Here is a 19,486-nt window from a genome sequence, read left to right as displayed (position 1 = left end):
GGGGCCTAGTGCCCCGGTTCTTTTATCTGGAGTGTGAGCATGGGCATGGCAACTGGTGTATCGATCTGCTCAAACGCGCTGCTGATGCTCGGCGCGCAGACCATCAACAGCCTGGACGATCCGCTAGACCGGGCAAAGATTTGTTCCAACCTGTACCCCACCGTACGGGATGACCTGCTGCGCTCCCACCCCTGGAACTGCACCATCAAGCGCGTGCTGCTGGCACCAGATGCTGACGCTCCGGCGTTCGGCTACTCGTCCAAGTTTGAGCTGCCGTCTGACTTCTTGCGGGTGCTGGAGGTAACCGACAACGGCGTGTTTATCGATTACCTGCTGGAAGGCCGCAGCATCCTCGCTGATTCGTCTTCCCTGCAGCTGCGCTACGTGTACCGCAACGAGGTAGAGAACACGTGGGACGCCGGCCTGGTCATGCTGCTCACCCTGGCCATGGCTGCCGCAATTGCATACCCGATCACTCAGTCGGCATCGGTGCAGGCCAACATGGAGCAGAAGCTGTCCATGGCCAAGAAGGTTGCCCGCTCGATCGATGGTCAGGAAGAGCCGGCGCAGACCTTGGGCGATGAACGTCTGTACGGCGCACGGCTTGGGGGCTTTAGCTGATGGCCCGCGTAGCGCTGATTCAAACCAACTTCACTGCCGGCGAAGTCAGTCCGCGCATGTACGGCCGTGTCGATATCGCCCGGTATGCCAACGGTGCCGAGCTGATCGAGAACGCCTGGCCCTTGATCCATGGTGGCGGTTTACGCCGTGACGGCCTGTTGTTCACCGCCGAAACGAAAACATCAGCCAAGCGCTCGCGCCTGATCCCTTACGTGTTCAACAAGTCCCAGGCCTACATGGTTGAGTTCGGCGACCTGTACATCAGGATTTACCGGCTCGATGGCACCTATACCGGCGTTGAGCTGGTCAGCCCCTACACCGAAGCGATGCTCAGCGCGATTGACTACGTGCAGGGCGCGGACACCATGTTTTTGTACAACACCCAGGTGCCTATCCACCGCCTGCGCCGCTCGACAGATGTGCAGTGGAGTCTTGCCCCGGCACCGTTCGTTACCAGGCCATTCGACGAGAAGGGCATCAACTTCGCCACGGCCTTAACCTTGAGCAACGCCACCGTAGGTACGGGGCGCACTGCAACGTCGGCAGTCTCTGCGTTTCTGGCTGCTGATGTAGGTCGGGAAATCTGGGGCGGTACTGGCGTTGCGCGCATCACCGGCGTAACCAGCGCTACCGTGGCCACCGTCGACGTGGTTACAGCTTTCGAGAGTACCTCTCAGCCAACCTGGGCGCTCAAGGGCTCGCCGCAAACCACATGCACACCTGGCGCTAAAGACCCTGTAGGCGCGGCGCTCACGCTCACGCTTGGCGCGGCAGGGTGGCGAGCAGATGACGTGGGCAAGTTCGTGAAGGTCAACCGCGGGCTTGCTGAAATCACCGCCTATGTTTCGGCCACCAGCGTCACAGGGGTGATCCGCGCCGCCATGGATGCGGTAGTAGCGGCACCCGCTAATGCTTGGTCGCTGGAAGCGTCGGTGTGGAATGACTTCGATGGCTACCCAGCCACCGGCACGCTGCACGAACAGCGCCTTGTTGCAGCCGGTTCGCCAAACTATCCACAGACCATCTGGGAATCCCGCACTGGGGAATACCTCAACTTCGAGTTGGGTACCAAGGATGACGATGCCATGTCATTCACCGTGTCGAGCGACCAGATCAACCCCATCACCCATATGGCGCAGATCAAGGCCCTTATCGCGCTCACTTACGGCGGGGAGTTCAGCCTTACCGGCGGCGTCGAGAAGCCCATCACGCCAACCAACATTCAGGTTAAAAACCAGTCGGTGTATGGCTGCAACCAGGTCAAGCCTGTGCGTATCGGCAACGAACTGTATTTCATGCAGCGCGCCAACCGGAAGCTGCGGGCTATGGCCTACAAGTACGACTCCGATGCCTACGGAGCCCCTGACATGTCGGTGCTGTCCGAGCACATCACCGAGTCAGGCATCGTCGATATGGCCTATCAGCAGGAGCCCGAATCGATCCTGTTCATGCCCCGCGCCGATGGCGTTATGGCAACGCTCACCGTCGACCGAGACCAGGACGTTATCGGATGGGCACGGCAAACCACTGATGGCCTGTTCGAGTCCGTGGCCACCATCCCAACCGCAAACGGGGAGCAGGTGTGGGCCATCGTCAACCGCACCATTGGCGGCGTGACCAAGCGATACATCGAGCGCTTTACCAGCGGCGTGAACGTCGACAGCGGGGTGGTTGGTACCAGTGTCGGCGGCCAGTCCGTGTGGGGTGGCCTTGGACACCTGGAAGGCAAGATGGTCGATATCGTCGCTGACGGCGTGGTGATGCAGCAGCAACTCGTTACCGGCGGTGAGGTAACCATTCCCCGTCTTGCATTCAACGTCGCCATTGGCCTGCACTACAAGAGCACCATCAAGACGCTAACCCCGGAAGTGGCTGGCCCGACTGGCACCGCCCAGGGCAGCAGCATGCGCATAGCCGAAGTCACCCTACGTTTCCTCAATACCATTGGTTGCCAGATCAATGGCCAGGAAATCGCCTTTCGTAACTTCGGGGTCGGGGTACTTGATACGCCGCTACAGGCGTTCAGTGGTGTGCACCGCATGGAGAACCTGGGGTGGGAGCGTGGCGAGGCCCAGTTGACCATCACCCAGGACCAGCCGTTGCCGTTCCACCTGCTGTCCGTCATCAAGAAAGCCACCTTCAACGACTGAGGCCAAGACCATGATCAGAGCAGCAACCCCGGCCGACATTCCGCGAATCATTGAACTCGGTATCACGCTGCACGCCACCACCAGCTATGCCAGTCAGCCTTATGTGCATGAGAAGGCCGCGGCGTTCCTGCTGGAGTTGATCAATGGCGAAGGCGTTGTGTTTGCCGCTGAGGTCGATGGGGTGGTGGTCGGTGCCATGGCTGGCGGCATCGTTGATCAATGGTTCTCCCATGACCTGATCGCTTACGACTACTCGATATTCGTCGAGCCCTCGCGCCGTAACGGAATCATTGCCCTGCGCTTGATCAATGCCTTTATCGAGTGGGCACGGATCAAGGGCGCGGCACAGGTGCAAATGGGCATCTGCACTGTGGTCAATGTCGACGCCATCAGCCGGCTCTATGAAAGCGCCGGCTTTCGCTTGGCTGGCCCTCTCTACGTTCAGGAGCTTTGACATGGGTTTGATTATCCGGAGCTGCACTGTTGCCGAGGTCGAGCAGTCTGGAGCTCTGCAAGAACTGCTTGCCGCCTACGGGGCGGAGTCCAGCATTTCGGAGTTGGGCAAGGTGAATGCCAGCTTCGAGCAGTATCGGCAGATGGAGGCCAGCGGGGCGCTGCATATCATCGGTGCCTTTGGCCCTGAGCTGATCGGCCTGGCCTCGTTGCTGGTGTACGGGTTGCCGCATTACGCCGGCCGCCGCGTGTGCGCCATGGAATCGTTCTTTGTCGCTCCGGCTGCTCGCCGTGGTGGTGCTGGCCTCAAGCTGTTGCGTGCCGCTGAGGCCCAGGCACGTGAGCTGGGGGCCGCCGCGCTGATGGTTAGTGCTCCGGTGGGTGGGCGTCTGGCCAGCGTGTTGCCGCGCACTGGCTACCGCGAAACCAATCGGGTGTTTGTCCGGGGGCTGGCATGAGCAGCATTCAGCCTGTAGCGCCTGGCCTGCCAGCCATGACCGGTGCAGACGTTGAGAAGGTCCACCGCCTGGAATCAATGATGCTCGAGCATGAGCAGGTGGCCATCCAAACCGCTCACCACTTCCACGCCGGCCTGTACTCCCGAACCATCCGTATTCCTGCTGGCGTAATGATTACCGGGGCGTTGATCAGCATCCCGACCCTGTTGATTGTCTCCGGGCATGTGTCGGTGTTCACCGGTGGTGAGCCGCTAGAGCTGCGCGGTTATCACATCCTCCCAGGTCAGGCAGGCCGCAAGCAGGTGTTTGTCGCTCATGCCGACACCGACCTCACCATGATCTTTGCCACCCAGGCCACCACGGTGGAACAGGCCGAAGCCGAGTTCACCGAAGAAACCAACCTGCTCATGTCCCGCCAGCAGAGCGGCGACATGATCTTCACCACTGGAGAGTAACCATGTCTGGATATACCGCTGCCGTTGCCGCCGTTGCTGCTATCGCAGGTACGGCCTATTCCGTCTACTCGTCCGAGCAGGCAGGGAAGCAGGCAAGGTACAACGCTGAGGCTCAGAGCGAGCAGCAGCAGAACGATGCCGACACTGCCGCTAGTGCAGCCACCGTGCAGGCTGATCGCATCCGCCGGCTGGCGCGTAACCGTGCGAGCGAAGCAAACGCCGCATTGGCAGCCTCTGGCGTTGAAGTGGGTGAGGGCACGGCCATCAACATCAACGAAGAGATTGTCGGCAACGCCGAGGAAGACGCGACGATGACGATCTTCAACGGCGAGCGGCAGAAACGTCAGGGGTATGTGGATTCCAGCAACACCGCGCTTGCCGGCTCGCAGGCACAGGCCGCATATCGTGGTCAGGCCGCAAGCACTCTCATTTCAGGGGCTTCTAGCGCTTACTCAGGGTGGAAAGGCGCTACTTCCGGTAGTGCCAACCGAGATATGCAGGGGCAAACCAAGGCCCTTAACACCAATGCTGCATGGGTGAGGAATTCCTAATGGCACAGATCCCACTTGGAGCTCCGCCGCAGGTAATGCCCCAGACAGGGCAGGTCCAGGTAGTCACCACCAACCCTGAGTCACTGAATCGCGGTGGCCAGGCCATCGCTGGTGGGCTGCAGGACGTTGCCAACACCGCATTGCGCGAGCAGGCCCGGCAGACTCAGGAAGACCAGGCATTGGCCCGGGTGAAAGCCGGCAATGCCTTGATTGACCGTGAGTCGCAGATAAAGACTATTGCCGCTGACCTTGGCGAGAAGATGCGCACCGGCGTGGTTCCGTATGACAAGGCCGAAGAGGTCTACAACGCAGCGGTAACCAAGCTTGCCCCCATTGATACCCCTGGCCTTGATGAGGTCACTCGGGGTGAGTTTGGTAATTCGTTGAAGCGGATGCAGGTCGGTGGAGTCGATCGTATCCGCGCTGCGGTATCTGGTGCCCGGATTGAGTCCGCCAAGGCTGATCTGGTCAGCCGCATGGACATGCTCGGCAAGGACGCGGCTCTGCCTGACGCCAACATTGACCAGATCAACGCGCGGATGGACAACGAGGATATCGACGCAGCTGGTCGCCTGGCATTTGGCGAGGCCTGGACCAGCAAGAAACAGGAGTTCAGGGACAGCAACTGGACCACTCACGCCACCCAGCGTGTTATCGGTGCACGTGATGGGCTGCAGACTCTTAAGCAGATCGAGAACGACCTGACCGCTGAGGATGGTTTCTACGCCAAGAAGCTCGACCCGGAGAAGCGCAACCAGCTGTTGAACACCGTCACCGGGCGAATCTTCCAGGTGCAGGAACACCAGCAGCGGCAGGGCGAAATGCGCGAAATGAAGGCCATGCGCGCGCTTGATCAGATGGATAAGCAGGCAGCATCAGGCCTGCCGCCAACCCCCGCTGACCAGCAGCGCTGGCAAGCCACGCTGTCCGGAACATCGCTTGCGCCTGAGTACAACACCCGCATAGTTGAAATGAACGAGGTGCAGAAGCTGCTCCGCCAGCCGTTGGCTGTGCAGTCTCAGTACCTGGAGCAGAAGCGCCAGCAGATGGCGCAGAACGGCGGCAGCGTGGCCGACCAGGCCAACGTCGAGCGCCTGCAACGCGCCGTCGACTCCAATACCCAGCTGATGCGCGAGCAGCCTTTGCTGTTCAACGCACAGCGCACCGGGGAAGACGTGCCGCCGCTCGACTTGTCCGGCATTGCCACCCCGGAAGGTCAGCAGCAAATCGCTGATCAGCTGGCCACACGCTTCGATACCGTCAACGCCTTGCGCAACCAGTACGGCCCGGAGGTTTCTCGCAACCCATGGCGGCCCGAAGAGGCGTCAATGCTCAAGTCATTCGTTGCCCAGGCTGATGACGGTGCCAAGCTGCAGTTGTTGAGCGCGCTGGCCCGTGCTGCGCCGTCTGGCTCGGATTACTCAGAGTCGTTGAAGGCCATCGCCGCTGATCAACCAGCGACCATGCTTGCCGGCCTGGCTCAGTTCCGTGGACTCAAGGGCGCTGACGGCACCGATGTGCCAAAGGTGTTGCTGGCCGGTAGCAAGGTACTGGCGGACAAGTCGACGCCGATGCCCGGCGAAAGTGATCTGCGCATGGCGTTCGAAGAGCAGGTAGGCAACTCCATTGCCGGCGGCACGCCGCAGCGCGAGCAGGCCTATCTTGCGTTCAAGTCGCTGTATGCCGGGTTGTCCGGGCCGCGCGGTGTTCGCCATGACGGCCCGCAGCCGATGGTTGACGATGACCTGGTCGAGGAAGCCGTGCAGATGGCTACTGGTGGTATCGGTGAGCGTGCTGGTGCCAAGGTGGTTAAACCCTATGGCATGGATGACAAGGCCTTTGACTCGGTTGTTGATGCCGAGCTTGAAGGCCTTGCCGCGCGCACCGGCTTTGACCTGGGCCAGCTGGAGGATATGCCGCTGTCACCAGTTCCGGGCAAGGAAGGGGCTTATTACCTGATGAACGCAGGTCGGGTGCAGCTTGACCCGACCACCCAGCAACCCATGACGGTGATCATCAAATGAGCTGGCTCAACGGATTGGCCGAAGAGAAAGACATTCTTAACCAGACCCAGCAGCTGGAGTTCACCAGCGAAAAGCTGGAACCAGGCTTCTTTACCGGCTCATTGGATGTGATCGGCCCGAGCCTGGTGCGCGGTGGTCTTGAAGGGTTCGGCGCTATCGAAGGGCTGATGGCGCAGGGCTCCGGCAACCTGGCCGCCATGGATATAACCGCCGGCAACGTGCTTGGCGGTGGTGATGGGGCATCCTCGATCAACGAGGAAGAGGAAGCCGCAGTAAAGCAGCGGGTTGATGCCATCGGGGCTGACACCGCAGAGGCGACCATATCGCTGCGGCCAGACCCTGCCAGCGTTGGCATGGCTGGTCAGATCATTGGCGAAGCCGCCGCCATCTTGCCGCGCACCGCCCTGGCCACCCTTGCAGGTGGCCCTGTCCTTGGCGCTGTTGCTGCTGGCGCGCCTGCCGGGTTCACCGGCAAATATGTGGGCATAGCCGAGGGCCTGGACGAATCGACCGCAACGCTCAAGGGCGTGATCGATGCGGCAACCATTGGCGTCGGCGCAATCCTGCCGGCGGCCAAGTTCGTTAAACCGGTGCTTGGTGACCTGGGCATTGCCATTGGTGCCAACGTAGGGCTGGGCATGGCTGGGCGCGGCACCACTGCTGAATTGTTGGAAGGGGGGGGATACCACGCACAGGCCGCTCAGTATCGGGCCATGGATGGGCTGGCCATCGCTACTGATGCCGTTCTCGGAGCCGCGTTCTTCGGTATTGGCCGGGCCAGCATGCGCCGGCCGAGCACTGAACAGATCAATGCAGCTCTGACCGAACGCAATGCCCAACACTTTGACGTCGACACCGCACCAGGTGCGCCGATCAACCCACGGTCAGCAGTTGCCCATCAGGATGCTTTGCGTACTGCAATTGAGCAACTCAGTCGCGGTGAACCGGTGGTGCTGCCGGATAGCATCAATTCTGCTGAGTTCGTGCGCGCCGCTGACGATATTCCGCCCATTGCGCCAGGTCGTGACCAGGCGTTGGCCAGTGCACGACAAGACCTTGCCCCGGCCCTGCGGTCGGAACTGGAGCAGGAGGCCGCTGGCATCCTACCCAACGTCAAAGACGTGCGCGCCGAATTGGCCATGCTGAGCAAATCCATTGATGGCCTGGACGCCACTTTCCGCGTTCGAGCAAAAGAGTTTCAGCAGCAGGGCCAAAGCCGTAAGCAGGCTGAGGCATCTGCACGCGAGACCATTGCATCGGAGCGCCTGGAGCTGACCGATCGGCAAGCCGCGCTGAATGACAGCCTCACCGGTAACCGCACCGCCGAACAGGCGCGGGCCGAAATCAATGCTCTAGACCGTGGCGAGATACCGGCGCGCTTTGAAGAGCGCCTGAATGCTCGAGCAGATGAGATTGCTCAGGGTTTCCAGCGTAAGCCGCTGGCATCTGGTGTTGCTGACGCAAACAAGGTGTTGAGCCCGCGCCAGATCAACGAGCGCACAGCACGGGAAGAAATTGACTCCCTAGTGCGTGATCATGAGGCTACTTTGCCGCGCGAGCCTGATGCACCGCCTGGTGGTAAACCTGTAGGGCAAAAGGAAGTAGCAGAGCCTGATGCTGTTGCAACAAAAGGTGCAACACCTGCAACAGATTCGTCAAAAGTTGCGACACCAGAGGCAAAAGGTGCAGCGAAATCGGCTGCCGGCGCTGAGCCACCAGAGCTGCAGCTGTTGCGCGACGCTGTGAACCGGAGCCCGGATGCCGTGGTAAATTCCGGCTTCGATGTTGATGGAAATCCAGTCAAGGTCAAGGCCGCAGATGCGCTGGCTGAGATTGAAGCGGAGTATCAAGTAGGGGTCAGGGAAGCGCAGTCTTACATGGCTGCGATTACATGTATGTTGAGGGGGTAGATATGGGCACCGGGGCGATAATTGTTGGTTATATAGTGACTGCGTTTGTTTGGTCTTTCTTTGCAGCCTTGTTTATATGGCTTGTGAGTAGCAGCAAGATAAAATTTGGTTGGTGGCTGCTATCTGCTTTTGTCGTGGCCATTCCTAATGGGCTCGCTATGCTTTTATTCCCAGCGTATGACCTTGCCCCCATCGATAGTCTTACTAGCGGTGTAAAAATATTTGTTGTACCCGTGCTTGGGGTATACGCCGTTTCTCGGATTTTCAAGAAAAAACCATTGCCTGACGAGGGCGTCCCTTCACGATAGTCGGGAAACCGACTAACCCAACCCCATAGGCTTGCCGCACCAACTTGGAGGCAAGCCCATGGCAATGCGCGCGAATTGCATCAAAGAAGTTGAGCAGGCAATTGGTCGGCCGCTCAATAAGGCAGAAGCCCAGGCTATCGAGGACAAAATCAGTTTTCACGTCCGAGACCTGGCCCGCACCGACCCCACCAAATTCAACACCATGACCGAACAGCAGCGACAGCTGTTTGCTGCTCAGGCGGCCATGGCTGACCATATTTCTGCCGTCGACAAAGCAGCCCAGCGCAAAGGGCAGAACCTCCTAGCCCAGACTCGCGAGTTAGCCAACCAGGAGCAGCGCGCCGCTGTGCTGGGTGGGAAACAGCCGTTTACTTCTGCACTGTTTGAGCGCCTGCGCCAGGTAGATAACCGGATAAAGGGCGAGCGTAACCGGGCGTTCAGCTCGATCATGGAGACCATCGACGCGGCAGCGCCAAAGTTCTTGGGCATGATCACCAACAAGGCCGCCGAACGTGATTTCGTGCATGAGGTTTTCGGGCGAAACACCGGCAACCAGTTAGCTGCAAAGGGGGCCAAAGTCTGGCGTGAGCAGATGGATGCGATTCGTGAACGCCAGAACGCCGCTGGTGCAAACATCGGCCGGCTTGATTACGGGTGGTTGCCGCAGCCACATAGCTTGGTGAAGGTACGCGCTGCATCCGCTGATGCCTGGTCATCTTTTGTGCTTAGCCGGCTAGATCGGAAGCGCTATCTGAACGAAGACGGCACGCAGATGAATGATTCTGCGGTGATCGACTTCCTACTGGCGGCACACGAAACCCTTAAAACAGACGGCCTGAACAAGATGACGCCGGGGGCGGTAGGAGGCGCGAGCAGGGCCGCAAAGCACGACGATGCCCATCGCCAAATCCACTTCAAGGATGGCGACGCTTATCTTGAATACATGCGCGATTTCGGCCCAACGTCGGTGTTTGAGGCGATGCAGGGCTCTGTCCACGCGCAGATCAAAGACACAGTGATGATCGAACAATTCGGCCCCAACTCAGCGCAGACCTACCGGCTATTAAAAGACACGGCCCAAGTGAAGGACGGAATTGGTGACAGCTTCTTTTCCGGTACCGAGTTCGGTGCAACGCCAGACATGGTGTGGAACGTACTGAACGGAAGTCTGGGGGTTCCGGTCAACGCCCGCTTTGCTGAGTTCAACCAGGGCATCCGAAACTTTATGGTCGCGGCAAAACTCCAGGCAACGCTGATCGCCTCGGTGATTGGCGACATTCAGTCGCTTGCGATCACCAGCGCCTACCACGGGTTACCCATTGGCAAAACACTGGTCAGCGCCATTAAGAGCGTATCGCCGGACTATCGGGCTGAGGCCTCACGTATGTCCCTCGGCCTGGATAGCATCACCTCCGACATGGTGACCTTTCACACGGACAATCTGTCGGCCGGCTGGACGTCGAAGCTCGCCAACGCAACCATGAAAGTCACCTTGCTGGAAGGGTGGACCACGGCCATGCGTCGTGGCTTTTCAGTCGAAATCATGTCTCGGTTAGCTGCTGACACTCGGGGGGCGTGGGGCTCTGATGCCAAGCTACAGGGCCGGCTCGAGCGGTACGGCATCAACCAAGACGACTGGGCGGTATGGCAGGCGGCGATGCCCGAAGACTGGCGCGGCCAGAAAATGCTAACCCCTGAGTCCATCGGCGCGCTTACAGGTTTCAGTGCCAGGCAGAAGAATGACGCCATAGGCAAGTTGTTGGGCTACATCCAAAACGAATCTGAGTTCACATCCCTCCAGCCTGGGCTGATGACTCGGGCAACGCTTCGTCAGGGCACACAGGCCGGTAGTCTGGGCGGGGAGTCCCTGCGCCACTTAACGCTGTTCAAGTCCTTCGGCGTGGCGATGTTTGAGCGCCACTGGAAGCGAGCGGCGCAGATCGAATCAACGGCCGGCAAGATTGCCTATTCCGCCTCCCTTTTCACCGGGCTATTGATGGCCGGAGCAATGACCAACCAGCTCATGGACATAATCAACGGGCGCGATCCGCGTGATATGAGCGATGGCAAGTTTTGGCTGCAGGCCATGCTTCGTGGCGGCGGCGTAGGGATTTTCGGCGACATTCTCAACACAGGTCTTGGCGGCGATAACCGTGGTGGACAGTCAAACCTGACCGGGCTGCTTGGCCCAGTGGTTGGCACGGCCGCCGATATCGGTCTTACCGCCGGCAGCGTCTTTAAAGAAGGCACCGAGCCCGCTGATATTGGGGCGAACATGCTGCGTATCGGCTACCAGAACACCCCATTCATTCGCAGCTGGTACACCAAGGCTGCTTTCGAACATGCCGTGTTCCATGACATGCAAGAACTCTTATCGCCAGGCTACCTGCGCCGCATGGAGCGCCGCGCGAAGAAGGAATTCAACCAGTCGTTCTGGTGGCAGCCCGGCGACGAGCTGCCAGACCGTGCACCAGACCTTGGCGCAGCAGTAGGAGAGTGACATGCGAGACGATCAGATCACCCGATTGCAGGCGCTCAGCGAACGACTGGGCGAGGTTGTTATCAACGAGGTCGACCCACACCAGTGGCCTGGCGCTGAGAAGACCCTTGCAGAGCTTACCCAGCAGGAGCGGGGCGACCGGTACTGGTGCAAGAAGAACGCCGCGGCGACCATGACCCTGCTGCTCAAGGTGGTAAACATTGCTGGCGTGCTCAACAGAACGAAGCCTGCTCCAGATGCTGGCAACGCCATAGACGAACTGGACGGCGAGTTGGCTGCGGCCGAGCGCGAGGCTCAAGCGATCATTGATCGCATGCAGAAAGGTAGTCATGCCCACTGAGCCGCCAAAGGTCTCGCTGCTCGTTTTCTTTCTGATATGGGCCAAGCGCATGCGGTGGCAAGTCCCGGACATTCACGTCCGGGCTTTGGTGTGGCTGGAACACAAGGAAGACCTGGCTGTATTGCGCTGCTTTCGTGGCTTCGGTAAATCAACGCTGCTGGCGATCTACAACGCCTGGCGCTACTACCGCGCCCCTACGTTTCGCATCCTGCACCAGTCCGAGTCTGACCCCACGGCCTACAAGACCAGCCGCGACACGCAGAACGTTATCCGCAATCACCCGCTTACCCGCCACCTGTTGCCGCCCAACCAGGGCACGGTCGAGCAGTGGTGGGTTGAGGGTGCCGCCGACTTTCGTAACGCCTCGATGTTCGCAAAGGGCATTCTGTCCAACGTGACTTCGGCCCGCGCCGACGAGTGCCAGAACGATGACGTTGAGGTGCCGCGCAACATCCAGACGCCCGAGGCACGCGAGAAGCTGCGGTACCGCCTGGGCGAGCAAACGCACATCCTGGTGCCGGGCGGTTCAACGCTTTACATCGGCACGCCTCACACCCATGACAGCCTGTACGACGAAATGGAGAGCATGGGCGCGGACTGCCTGACCATCCGCATGTTCGCCAAGGAACACCGCATCGAGTCGGCAACCCTCAACAGCTACAACGTGCCGTTCGTGCCTGACGTGGTGTTCTCTGGCATCGGTAAGCATGCGCGGGTGCTGGTGCTGGGCAAGGACTATCAGCTCACCAAAACGGGAATCGCCTTCTTTACGCCACCCGGCACGCTGGTTGACTGCTACGCCGGCAGCGCCTGGCCTGAACGGTTCGACCTGAAAGAGCTGGAGAAGCGCCGCAAGAAGACCCGCACCATCAACGAATGGGATAGCCAGTACCAGCTCCATTCCAAGCCCGTCACGGAGGTGCGCTTGGACCCTGCCCGCATTATCCCTTACGACCTGCAGCCGGTTATCCGTTCGGCAAACAATGCTGTCTCCATGTGGCTTGGCTCCACCCAGATCGTCGGCGCGGTGGCCTACTGGGATTGCTCGTTGGGCAAGATCAAATCCGACGCATCGGCCTTCACCCTGCTGCTGACCGACCAGCGCGGCCAGCTCTACTGGCATGTGTGCGAGGGCCTTACCGGAGAGCTCGCCGAGTTCGACCACAAGGACCGGATCATTGGTGGCCAGGTCATGCAGGTGCGCGAGCTGGTAATCAAATACAACATCCCCCGCGTGGTGGTGGAAACCAACGGCCCCGGCGGTTTCGTGCCGAACATCCTCAAGCAGGCGCTCAAAGGCACCGGCTGCGGGGTAGGGGAAGAGCACTCCAGCACCAACAAGCAGAAGCGCATCCTTGATGCCTTCGAGTCGCCCTTGTCGGCCCGTTTCCTGTGGGCGCACGTCGACGTGCTGCGCGGCCCGATGTGGGATCAGATGCGCGACTTTAACCCCGCCATCACCACCCAGGACGATGACTACATCGACAGCGGTGCCGGCGCGATCAGCCAAACACCTGTGCGCATTGGGCGAATAGTCGGGAAACCGACAGAACGTCAGCGCGAGGATTGGCGACCAGATGCGGGCGTGCATGAGGTGCAAGTCGATTACTAAGCCCGCCCACACCGGAGGCTTAGCATGTCAGTTCAAGCGGGACCAATTTTCAAACGATATGCCGCCAACGGGATAGCCGTTCTCTACGCCATTCCCTTCAAAGTGATGGATGCCGGCGACCTGCAGATCACGCTCAATGACGTGTTGGTTACATCAGGCTTCACCCTTGGCCCGCTTGGCGGTGACTCGACGTCATGCACCTTCGATGTTCCACCAGCTGGAGACCTTCTGTTCCAGCTGGTGCTGCCATTCCAGCGCCTGACTGACTACCAAACCAACGGCGATCTGCTGGCCGTCACCATCAACCGCGACCTTGATCGAATCTGGCTCGCGCTCAAGCAACTGATCGGCAGCAACGACCGGGCGCTGTCCACCGATATTTCAGAGCCTGAGGGTGTAGCACCGTTGCCGTTGAAGGCAGCGCGGGCGCTTAAGTTGCTGGCGTTCGACGTCGACAGCAACCCGATAGCTTCCAGCTTGACACTGGCTCAGCTCGAGGAACAGCCGGCCCTGGCTCTGGCCTCTGCCGAGGCATCTCAAATTGCCGCGGCTAACGCTGAGGCTGCGGCGCAGTCGGCTGCGGCGTCTGCTTCTTTTGCTGGAGATCCTTGGAACTTCCAACCGCTTGGCGTGCCAATCGCGATTTTCAACCATTTAACTGGCGTAACCGCACCGCCCGCTGATAGCGCCAACTACCGATACATCAAACTAACCGCCAGTGACAGTTACAACACTGGCGTGCTTACCGGTGAGTCTGTCAGTGGCTCCGCTCCTTTAGTGCTGGCCACTGCGGTGGTTAGCGATTTAGCCAGTCCGATGAATGGGCAGACGATTCGCCTCATCAATACAGAGCGACGGGTTTTGCGAGCTGGCTCAAGCGGCACTATCGAGGCTGACGCTTTACAAAACCTCACAGGCACTGCATCGCCTAGCGCCGGTAGCGGGTTAACCACTCCTTCAGACAACTCGACAGGTGTATTCGCTAAAGGTGCGGCTAAAGCCCTGTTTCCGAGTTTCGGGAACGCTAGCGGGTTTGACCTGACTTTTGACGCCTCTCGCGTTGCCAGGACCGCCGATGAAACTCGCCCCAAAAACATCGGTGCCACCTATTACATGAGGATTCGATAATGCCTTTTGCCGCAAACGGGCAGATCAGCCGCGACCGTATTCTGGGTGGCATTGAGATCACTGAGAGCCAGTATGCAGACGCCCTTGAAGGGATGCTCGCCGGCCATGTAGTCAGCATTGACAGTGGTTTCAGCGTTGGTCCTGAGCCGGAACCAGAACCGGAGCCAACTCCCGAGGCCAATCCGCCAAGCCTGCAAGACTACGACGCCGCCTTGATGGGCATGTACGACCGCGCCGCTCAATCCATGGGTTACCTGAACTGGCAGACCTGCGCTCTGCGCGCTCACCGCCCCGGTCCATTCGAGGCCGAAGGCACCGCGTTCTATGACTGGATGGAGGCCTGCAACGTGCAGGGCTACCAGATTCTGGCTGACGTTACCGGCGGTAAACGCACCCAGCCGACTATCGAGCAATTCCTTTCCGAAATGCCCGCTTTCGTGCGGCCGCAATGATCAATCACGCCAAGGAGCAAACACATGGCTGAACCAAGCAGCACAACGGCGATAGCCGTGTCGGCAGCCACCGGGGTGGGGCTGGCGGCAGTCCCCGGCGTTGACGTTGGGGCGATTGTCGGCGGTTTCGCGGGGGCTCTGTTCTTCGTCGTGTTCGCCAACGATCGATCTTTCAAGGCCAGTCTCGGCTACCTGGTTAGCAGCTGGATCTTCGGCTACTTCATGGCGGCCCAGTCGTCAGCGCGTGGGGTGCCAGTCATTCCGCCATTGGTGGCCCTAGGCAGCGCTGCGGTGTTCGTCATTGCCGCAACTGGGGCGCTTGAGTGGTTGAAGGGCGGCAAGGCTCCGTTCTGGTTCCGGTTCATCCCATGGCTTGGAGGTAAGAAAGATGGGTAACCTCGTCTCGATCCTCGCTGCAGTGGTCTGCATGGCCATCTGCGTTCGGCTGGTAGCGTTCCGTCGCGACGGGCAGCGCTATCGCTTTGGCGTTTCGGTGCTGGCCTACCTGCTGGCCATGGCAACCGGCTGCCAGTCGCTGGCATCGCTGCTCGGCATGTACCCCATCGAATCGCCGTTTGTGCTGGGCATCCTGGTGCTGCTGTGCGTCCTGGTGTATCGGGCTCGCGGGAATGTGGCCAGCATCGTTCGGCTTGAGTGGGCCTGGCCTGCCCATGAACGCCGGAGGTTGCCACGGTGAATCTTTCCGAGATCCGACAATCAGCGGTTGAGCCGGCATTGCGCCTGCTGCCTGCGCGCATGAATAGCCGGCAGGCCGTGTTAATGCTGCTGGCCATCCAGCTGCAGGAAGATCCACAGCAGAAGCGCCGGCAGTGGCCAACCGGGCCAGCACGCGGGCTGCTGCAGTTTGAGCAAGGCGGCGGGGTTGCTGGTGTGCTGCGGCATGTGGCCAGCCGCGAGCATGCCGTCAGGGTCTGCGACCTGCGCCAGGTGCAGCCTGTGGCCGAGCAGGTGTATGCCGCGCTCGAGCACGACGATGTGCTGGCCATGGCGTTTGGCCGGTTGCTGCTGTGGACTGACGCCTACCCGCTGCCAGCGATTGGTGAGGTCGAGAAAGCGCTTCAGCTCTATCTGCGCACCTGGCGGCCTGGCGCGTACAGCCGCGGCACTGATGCCCAGAAAGCCAGCTTGCGCAAAAAGTGGGGGCTCAACTACGCCAAAGCTATGGATGCAGTGGCATGAGCGCCTATCCATACTTCGACGGGGCTTGCGTGCTGCGCTACGACGCCGAGGCCAGTCGCATCCTGGGGGCCGACTACTGGCGGCACATGGAGTCGTACGACCTTCGGCTTAGTCAGCGGCAATGGGCGCACGTACCAGCAGGCACGTTGACCGATAAAGGATCGGTGCCTCGCGCGGCTTGGCCGGTGGTTCCGCGTGACGGTAAGTTCGAACAGGCGTATGGGCTGCATGACCAGCTGTGCGAATACCTGTCGCTGACCGTGGGCGGCAAGCCTTACCGGATTAGCCGGGAACGGGCCGATAGCCTGCTGTACGTGGCCATGGAAGTGCTGGGCGGTACTGAGCGTGAGATTGCCCCGGTGCGTGCTGCAGTTGAAGCGAATCGCCGCCTGCTGATGGTGAGCAAGCCGAGCAACACAGCGTTGAAGCGTGAACTTGAATCGAAGTGGGTAGGGTGATCATGCCCAGGACGGGCGGGGCGGGAAAATCTTAGGACGTTTTTAGGGCGAAGCAGAGTCCGTACCAGTCCGGCTCTGTACGGCTTAGAATATCTACCATCAGGAATAATGCGGCCTACAGCGTACAGGCGACCGGTATTGGTGGGTTCAAATCCCTATCTTCCCGCCATATAGATCGTCTAAGCCCCTGAAATTCCTAGAGTTTCGGGGGCTTTTCGTTTCCATGGTTTGGTGTTTGGGCAAAATTTGAACAAAAACACTTCGCCTCAGTCCGCTCTAAACCGTTTCTAGCCATCAAAATCCCATCATCTTTGAGACTGAGTGGGTCATGCTTTTTATGTCGCGCGGTATCCAGCGTCCATAGTGCTTCTTAACCATCGTTGTATCGGTATGCCCTAGCTGGCGGGCGACCCACTCCATGGGTACAAAACTAGATAATGAATCGCGAAGAAACGCGTTGACATAGGCAAATTCGCGTACATGGGGCTTGGTTAAGTCGCAGGGCGCAATTTTCCTGTAGGCGTATCTAAATCGGCAATAACCCGTACAAGCCAATCTCGGGATGCACTGCCCGAAGCTCTTCTATGCCATCCTGCAACGACATTGAAATTTAAGGAAGACATGTCTATGTCAATTACTTGGAAACCACCGGCAGCAGCAATGGCCGAGGGTATGAACGCCACCGTGTCATTCACGTGCATAAACGCTTGCAGCGATGTATAGCAGGGCAAAGTGGCAATCACGGTGCGGCGGACCTCCTTGGCACTAAGGAAATCATCTACTCGACTCCCCAGATTGCCTACGCCACTGGCGAAATCCACATGAGGATGGAAGGACACATCGGCAAGCGCCTTTATCTGCCGGGGTAGCGGCGAACCTTGCCGAGCGACGCAGCAGTAGTGGTCGCGTCTCAGTGTATTGCGTACCAGTCCCGGATCGACGTAGTCAGAAAAACCAATCACCAGGTCAGCCTCTCCTTGCGCCAGCGTCTTGGCATGCTGATTGGGGTTGAAGTCAATGACTTCAAGTTTTACCCCGGGTGCGCGTTCGCGTATGAGCAACGAAAGCGATGGGATGATAGACAGTTGTGCATATTCATTTGCGATGACTCTGAATACGTACTCACTTGTTGCGGGATCGAATGGGAATGAATTGAAGATGCCGTCGACCTCTTCAACTATTTTCTCGAATTTAGCCGCGAGCTCGTACGCATAGTCGGTTGGCTGTAGGCCTGCGCTCTGGCGCAGGAACAGCTCATTGGGAAACACTTCACGCATGCGCTTGAGGTAGTTGCTAACCGCCTGTTGTGATATCTCAAGCCGCTCGGCAACGCGAGAAACGTTTTTCTCGCGTACGAGATGCAGTAAAACCCGCATGTGCCTGATATCGATTTTCTCAATCATTTTGATTGTATCTCATACAAATCAATCGTGATTTTCATTGTATCAGTGCGCACCTAGAGTATCGCCTCCTTAAGACTTAACGAGGCATTGCCATGAAAACCGTAATCTTGATTGGTGCCCAAGGGCACATGGGCCAAGCCGCCATGACCGGCCTCAAGAACCACAACGTCATCACCGCTAGCCGCTCCGGCACAGGCTGCGACCACACGGTCGATATCACCTGTAAGGCGTCGATCAAGGCTCTGTTCGAAAAGGTGGGGCCGTTCGATGCCGTCGTTAATACAGTTGGCTACTGCGAATACGCTAGTTTCAGCGAAATGACCGATGAGCAGTGGGACACGACTATCCAAAGCAAGATGGTCGGCCAGATCAATCTGGTAAATGTGGGCCTGAACTACATCAACGATGGCGGCTCTTTCACGCTGATTTCGGGCATTCTCAATATCAAACCCATTCCGATGGCAATCGCGGACGCCACCACCAGCGGTGCCATCGACACCTTTGTACAGTGCGTAGCCCACGAGCTGCCACGTGGCATTAGGATCAACGTAGTAAACCCGACCGTTCTGGAAGAAGCCTGGAATGTATATGGTGAAATGATGCCTGGTTTCCAGCCTGTTCCCGGCGTACTGGTAGGCAAAGCCTTCGAGCGGTCCGTTGATGGGTTCATCACCGGCCAGGTTCTATTCGTAGATGCCTGACAGGGGAGACCACAAGGTGGCTGAAGACGATCACGTCTTTGGCCCGCCCTTACTGTTCAGTGTTTGTTAAGCAAAGATTCAGTGGGCGTTCAGCTAGGGGTAGGCAACATGGACCTCGAGTTAAGCAACACCGACTAACCACTGAGGACACACCATGAACCGCACTCTTAGCAAACTGGCCCTGGCGACTTCCCTGACCTTCGCTGCGGCTGCGGCCAATGCCGGCGACAACTTTGTTGGCCTGACCTGGGGGCAGACCGATAACAACATCCAGAAATCCAGTGCACTCAACAGCAACCTGAACAACCCCAAGCTCGATAAGGTGATCAACGATACCGGCACCTGGGGCGTGCGTGCCGGTCAGGTCAGCGATACAAACCGTTACTACATGACCTACGAAAATGTCTCGGACACCGATAGCGGCAACAAGCTGCGTCAGCAGAATCTGTTTGGTAGCTACGATGTGTTCCTGCCGATTGGCGACTACAACACCAAGCTGTTCGGCGGTGCAACCGCTGGCCTGGTCAAGCTGGAGCAGGAGAGCAAGGGCTTCAAGCGTGACAGCGATATCGGCTTTGCCCTCGGCCTGCAGGCTGGCATTCTTCAGGACATCAACCAGAATGCCTCGATTGAAGCTGGCTACCGCTACCTGCGCACCAATGCCAGCACGGAAATGGCACCACACGGTGCAGGCAAAGCTGGCTCGCTGGACCTGCACAGCAGCGGCCAGCTCTACCTGGGTGCCAACTACAAGTTCTAAGC

General features: G+C 59.0%; 20 protein-coding genes. 19 read left to right on the top strand and 1 reads right to left on the bottom strand.

Annotated features, from left to right (window positions below; all coding sequences use genetic code 11):
- Positions 1 to 39 precede the first annotated feature (39 nt).
- The 17 genes from DBR00_RS11495 to DBR00_RS11410 all read left to right on the top strand — a co-directional run bounded on the left by DBR00_RS11495 (position 40) and on the right by DBR00_RS11410 (position 16,620).
- Positions 40 to 621: a hypothetical protein gene (locus tag DBR00_RS11495; RefSeq protein WP_218276618.1), complete on the top strand. Its 582-nt coding sequence runs from the start codon at positions 40 to 42 to the stop codon at positions 619 to 621.
- Complete coding sequence (locus DBR00_RS11490; RefSeq protein WP_108486471.1) at positions 621 to 2,771, top strand: hypothetical protein; 2,151 nt, start codon at positions 621 to 623, stop codon at positions 2,769 to 2,771. Before DBR00_RS11495 ends, DBR00_RS11490 begins: the two co-directional genes overlap by 1 nt.
- Positions 2,772 to 2,781: 10 nt before the next feature.
- Positions 2,782 to 3,225 (top strand): GNAT family N-acetyltransferase, encoded by a 444-nt coding sequence (locus DBR00_RS11485; RefSeq protein WP_108486470.1) that lies wholly within the window; start codon positions 2,782 to 2,784, stop codon positions 3,223 to 3,225.
- A 1-nt stretch (position 3,226) separates the two neighbouring features.
- A complete protein-coding gene (locus DBR00_RS11480; protein WP_158271564.1) occupies positions 3,227 to 3,682 on the top strand; it encodes a GNAT family N-acetyltransferase in 456 nt (151 codons plus the stop codon).
- Positions 3,679 to 4,137, top strand: coding sequence for a hypothetical protein (locus DBR00_RS11475; RefSeq protein ID WP_108486468.1), 459 nt, complete (start codon positions 3,679 to 3,681; stop codon positions 4,135 to 4,137). The genes DBR00_RS11480 and DBR00_RS11475 overlap by 4 nt, the downstream gene beginning before the upstream one ends.
- 2 nt (positions 4,138 to 4,139) lie before the next feature.
- Positions 4,140 to 4,688, top strand: a complete 549-nt coding sequence (locus DBR00_RS11470; RefSeq protein ID WP_108486467.1) for a hypothetical protein — start codon at positions 4,140 to 4,142, stop codon at positions 4,686 to 4,688.
- Positions 4,688 to 6,712, top strand: a complete 2,025-nt coding sequence (locus tag DBR00_RS11465; RefSeq protein ID WP_108486466.1) for a hypothetical protein — start codon at positions 4,688 to 4,690, stop codon at positions 6,710 to 6,712. Before DBR00_RS11470 ends, DBR00_RS11465 begins: the two co-directional genes overlap by 1 nt.
- The gene (locus tag DBR00_RS11460; RefSeq protein WP_108486465.1) at positions 6,709 to 8,622 is read left to right on the top strand and encodes a hypothetical protein; all 1,914 of its coding nucleotides are present in this window, start codon (positions 6,709 to 6,711) and stop codon (positions 8,620 to 8,622) included. The genes DBR00_RS11465 and DBR00_RS11460 overlap by 4 nt, the downstream gene beginning before the upstream one ends.
- Positions 8,623 to 8,988: 366 nt before the next feature.
- Positions 8,989 to 11,430 carry a hypothetical protein gene (locus DBR00_RS11450; RefSeq protein ID WP_108486463.1) on the top strand — a complete coding sequence of 814 codons (2,442 nt, stop codon included), beginning with the start codon at positions 8,989 to 8,991 and terminating at the stop codon, positions 11,428 to 11,430.
- A 1-nt stretch (position 11,431) separates the two neighbouring features.
- The gene (locus DBR00_RS11445; RefSeq protein WP_108486462.1) at positions 11,432 to 11,770 is read left to right on the top strand and encodes a hypothetical protein; all 339 of its coding nucleotides are present in this window, start codon (positions 11,432 to 11,434) and stop codon (positions 11,768 to 11,770) included.
- Positions 11,760 to 13,382, top strand: coding sequence for a phage terminase large subunit (gene terL, locus DBR00_RS11440; protein ID WP_108486461.1), 1,623 nt, complete (start codon positions 11,760 to 11,762; stop codon positions 13,380 to 13,382). Before DBR00_RS11445 ends, terL begins: the two co-directional genes overlap by 11 nt.
- Before the next feature lie 24 nt (positions 13,383 to 13,406).
- The gene (locus DBR00_RS11435) at positions 13,407 to 14,510 is read left to right on the top strand and encodes a hypothetical protein (protein WP_108486460.1); all 1,104 of its coding nucleotides are present in this window, start codon (positions 13,407 to 13,409) and stop codon (positions 14,508 to 14,510) included.
- Positions 14,510 to 14,962, top strand: coding sequence for a hypothetical protein (locus tag DBR00_RS11430; protein WP_108486459.1), 453 nt, complete (start codon positions 14,510 to 14,512; stop codon positions 14,960 to 14,962). Before DBR00_RS11435 ends, DBR00_RS11430 begins: the two co-directional genes overlap by 1 nt.
- 24 nt (positions 14,963 to 14,986) lie before the next feature.
- Complete coding sequence (locus DBR00_RS11425; protein WP_108486458.1) at positions 14,987 to 15,358, top strand: putative holin; 372 nt, start codon at positions 14,987 to 14,989, stop codon at positions 15,356 to 15,358.
- Positions 15,351 to 15,659: a phage holin family protein gene (locus DBR00_RS11420; RefSeq protein WP_108486457.1), complete on the top strand. Its 309-nt coding sequence runs from the start codon at positions 15,351 to 15,353 to the stop codon at positions 15,657 to 15,659. The genes DBR00_RS11425 and DBR00_RS11420 overlap by 8 nt, the downstream gene beginning before the upstream one ends.
- Positions 15,656 to 16,162, top strand: a complete 507-nt coding sequence (locus tag DBR00_RS11415) for a hypothetical protein (protein WP_108486456.1) — start codon at positions 15,656 to 15,658, stop codon at positions 16,160 to 16,162. Before DBR00_RS11420 ends, DBR00_RS11415 begins: the two co-directional genes overlap by 4 nt.
- On the top strand, positions 16,159 to 16,620 hold the full coding sequence (locus DBR00_RS11410) for a DUF1353 domain-containing protein (protein ID WP_108486455.1): 462 nt from the start codon (positions 16,159 to 16,161) through the stop codon (positions 16,618 to 16,620). The genes DBR00_RS11415 and DBR00_RS11410 overlap by 4 nt, the downstream gene beginning before the upstream one ends.
- A gap of 491 nt (positions 16,621 to 17,111) precedes the next feature.
- On the opposite strand, the gene DBR00_RS11400 is transcribed toward DBR00_RS11410, so the two are convergent.
- Positions 17,112 to 18,023: a LysR substrate-binding domain-containing protein gene (locus DBR00_RS11400; protein WP_218276617.1), complete on the bottom strand. Its 912-nt coding sequence runs from the start codon at positions 18,021 to 18,023 to the stop codon at positions 17,112 to 17,114.
- Positions 18,024 to 18,115: 92 nt separating this feature from the next.
- Between DBR00_RS11400 and DBR00_RS11395 the strand changes: the two genes are divergently transcribed.
- Together DBR00_RS11395 and DBR00_RS11390 are read left to right on the top strand one after the other, a co-directional pair.
- Positions 18,116 to 18,724 carry a short chain dehydrogenase gene (locus DBR00_RS11395; protein ID WP_108486453.1) on the top strand — a complete coding sequence of 203 codons (609 nt, stop codon included), beginning with the start codon at positions 18,116 to 18,118 and terminating at the stop codon, positions 18,722 to 18,724.
- 154 nt (positions 18,725 to 18,878) lie between these two features.
- Entirely contained in the window at positions 18,879 to 19,484 is a 606-nt protein-coding gene (locus DBR00_RS11390; RefSeq protein WP_108486452.1) for an outer membrane beta-barrel protein, read from the top strand.
- The last annotated feature ends 2 nt before the right edge of the window (positions 19,485 to 19,486 follow it).

Origin of the sequence: Pseudomonas sp. HMWF032 (assembly GCF_003060885.1) — a bacterium.
Taxonomy (GTDB): Bacteria; Pseudomonadota; Gammaproteobacteria; order Pseudomonadales; family Pseudomonadaceae; genus Aquipseudomonas.
The sequence above is the reverse complement of the archived record's forward strand: the minus strand, read 5'-3'. Positions and strand labels throughout refer to the sequence as shown.

What these genes read in the sequence shown, in the direction of transcription:
- DBR00_RS11410 (WP_108486455.1), top strand. Translation starts at nt 16,159, where the DNA reads ATGAGCGCCTATCCATACTTCGACGGGGCTTGCGTGCTGCGCTACGAC.
- DBR00_RS11445 (WP_108486462.1), top strand. Translation starts at nt 11,432, where the DNA reads ATGCGAGACGATCAGATCACCCGATTGCAGGCGCTCAGCGAACGACTG.
- DBR00_RS11420 (WP_108486457.1), top strand. Translation starts at nt 15,351, where the DNA reads ATGGGTAACCTCGTCTCGATCCTCGCTGCAGTGGTCTGCATGGCCATC.
- DBR00_RS11460 (WP_108486465.1), top strand. Translation starts at nt 6,709, where the DNA reads ATGAGCTGGCTCAACGGATTGGCCGAAGAGAAAGACATTCTTAACCAG.
- DBR00_RS11430 (WP_108486459.1), top strand. Translation starts at nt 14,510, where the DNA reads ATGCCTTTTGCCGCAAACGGGCAGATCAGCCGCGACCGTATTCTGGGT.
- DBR00_RS11475 (WP_108486468.1), top strand. Translation starts at nt 3,679, where the DNA reads ATGAGCAGCATTCAGCCTGTAGCGCCTGGCCTGCCAGCCATGACCGGT.
- DBR00_RS11425 (WP_108486458.1), top strand. Translation starts at nt 14,987, where the DNA reads ATGGCTGAACCAAGCAGCACAACGGCGATAGCCGTGTCGGCAGCCACC.
- terL (WP_108486461.1), top strand. Translation starts at nt 11,760, where the DNA reads ATGCCCACTGAGCCGCCAAAGGTCTCGCTGCTCGTTTTCTTTCTGATA.
- DBR00_RS11450 (WP_108486463.1), top strand. Translation starts at nt 8,989, where the DNA reads ATGGCAATGCGCGCGAATTGCATCAAAGAAGTTGAGCAGGCAATTGGT.
- DBR00_RS11395 (WP_108486453.1), top strand. Translation starts at nt 18,116, where the DNA reads ATGAAAACCGTAATCTTGATTGGTGCCCAAGGGCACATGGGCCAAGCC.
- DBR00_RS11435 (WP_108486460.1), top strand. Translation starts at nt 13,407, where the DNA reads ATGTCAGTTCAAGCGGGACCAATTTTCAAACGATATGCCGCCAACGGG.
- DBR00_RS11485 (WP_108486470.1), top strand. Translation starts at nt 2,782, where the DNA reads ATGATCAGAGCAGCAACCCCGGCCGACATTCCGCGAATCATTGAACTC.
- DBR00_RS11390 (WP_108486452.1), top strand. Translation starts at nt 18,879, where the DNA reads ATGAACCGCACTCTTAGCAAACTGGCCCTGGCGACTTCCCTGACCTTC.
- DBR00_RS11495 (WP_218276618.1), top strand. Translation starts at nt 40, where the DNA reads ATGGGCATGGCAACTGGTGTATCGATCTGCTCAAACGCGCTGCTGATG.
- DBR00_RS11470 (WP_108486467.1), top strand. Translation starts at nt 4,140, where the DNA reads ATGTCTGGATATACCGCTGCCGTTGCCGCCGTTGCTGCTATCGCAGGT.
- DBR00_RS11490 (WP_108486471.1), top strand. Translation starts at nt 621, where the DNA reads ATGGCCCGCGTAGCGCTGATTCAAACCAACTTCACTGCCGGCGAAGTC.
- DBR00_RS11400 (WP_218276617.1), bottom strand. Translation starts at nt 18,023, where the DNA reads ATGATTGAGAAAATCGATATCAGGCACATGCGGGTTTTACTGCATCTC.
- DBR00_RS11465 (WP_108486466.1), top strand. Translation starts at nt 4,688, where the DNA reads ATGGCACAGATCCCACTTGGAGCTCCGCCGCAGGTAATGCCCCAGACA.
- DBR00_RS11480 (WP_158271564.1), top strand. Translation starts at nt 3,227, where the DNA reads ATGGGTTTGATTATCCGGAGCTGCACTGTTGCCGAGGTCGAGCAGTCT.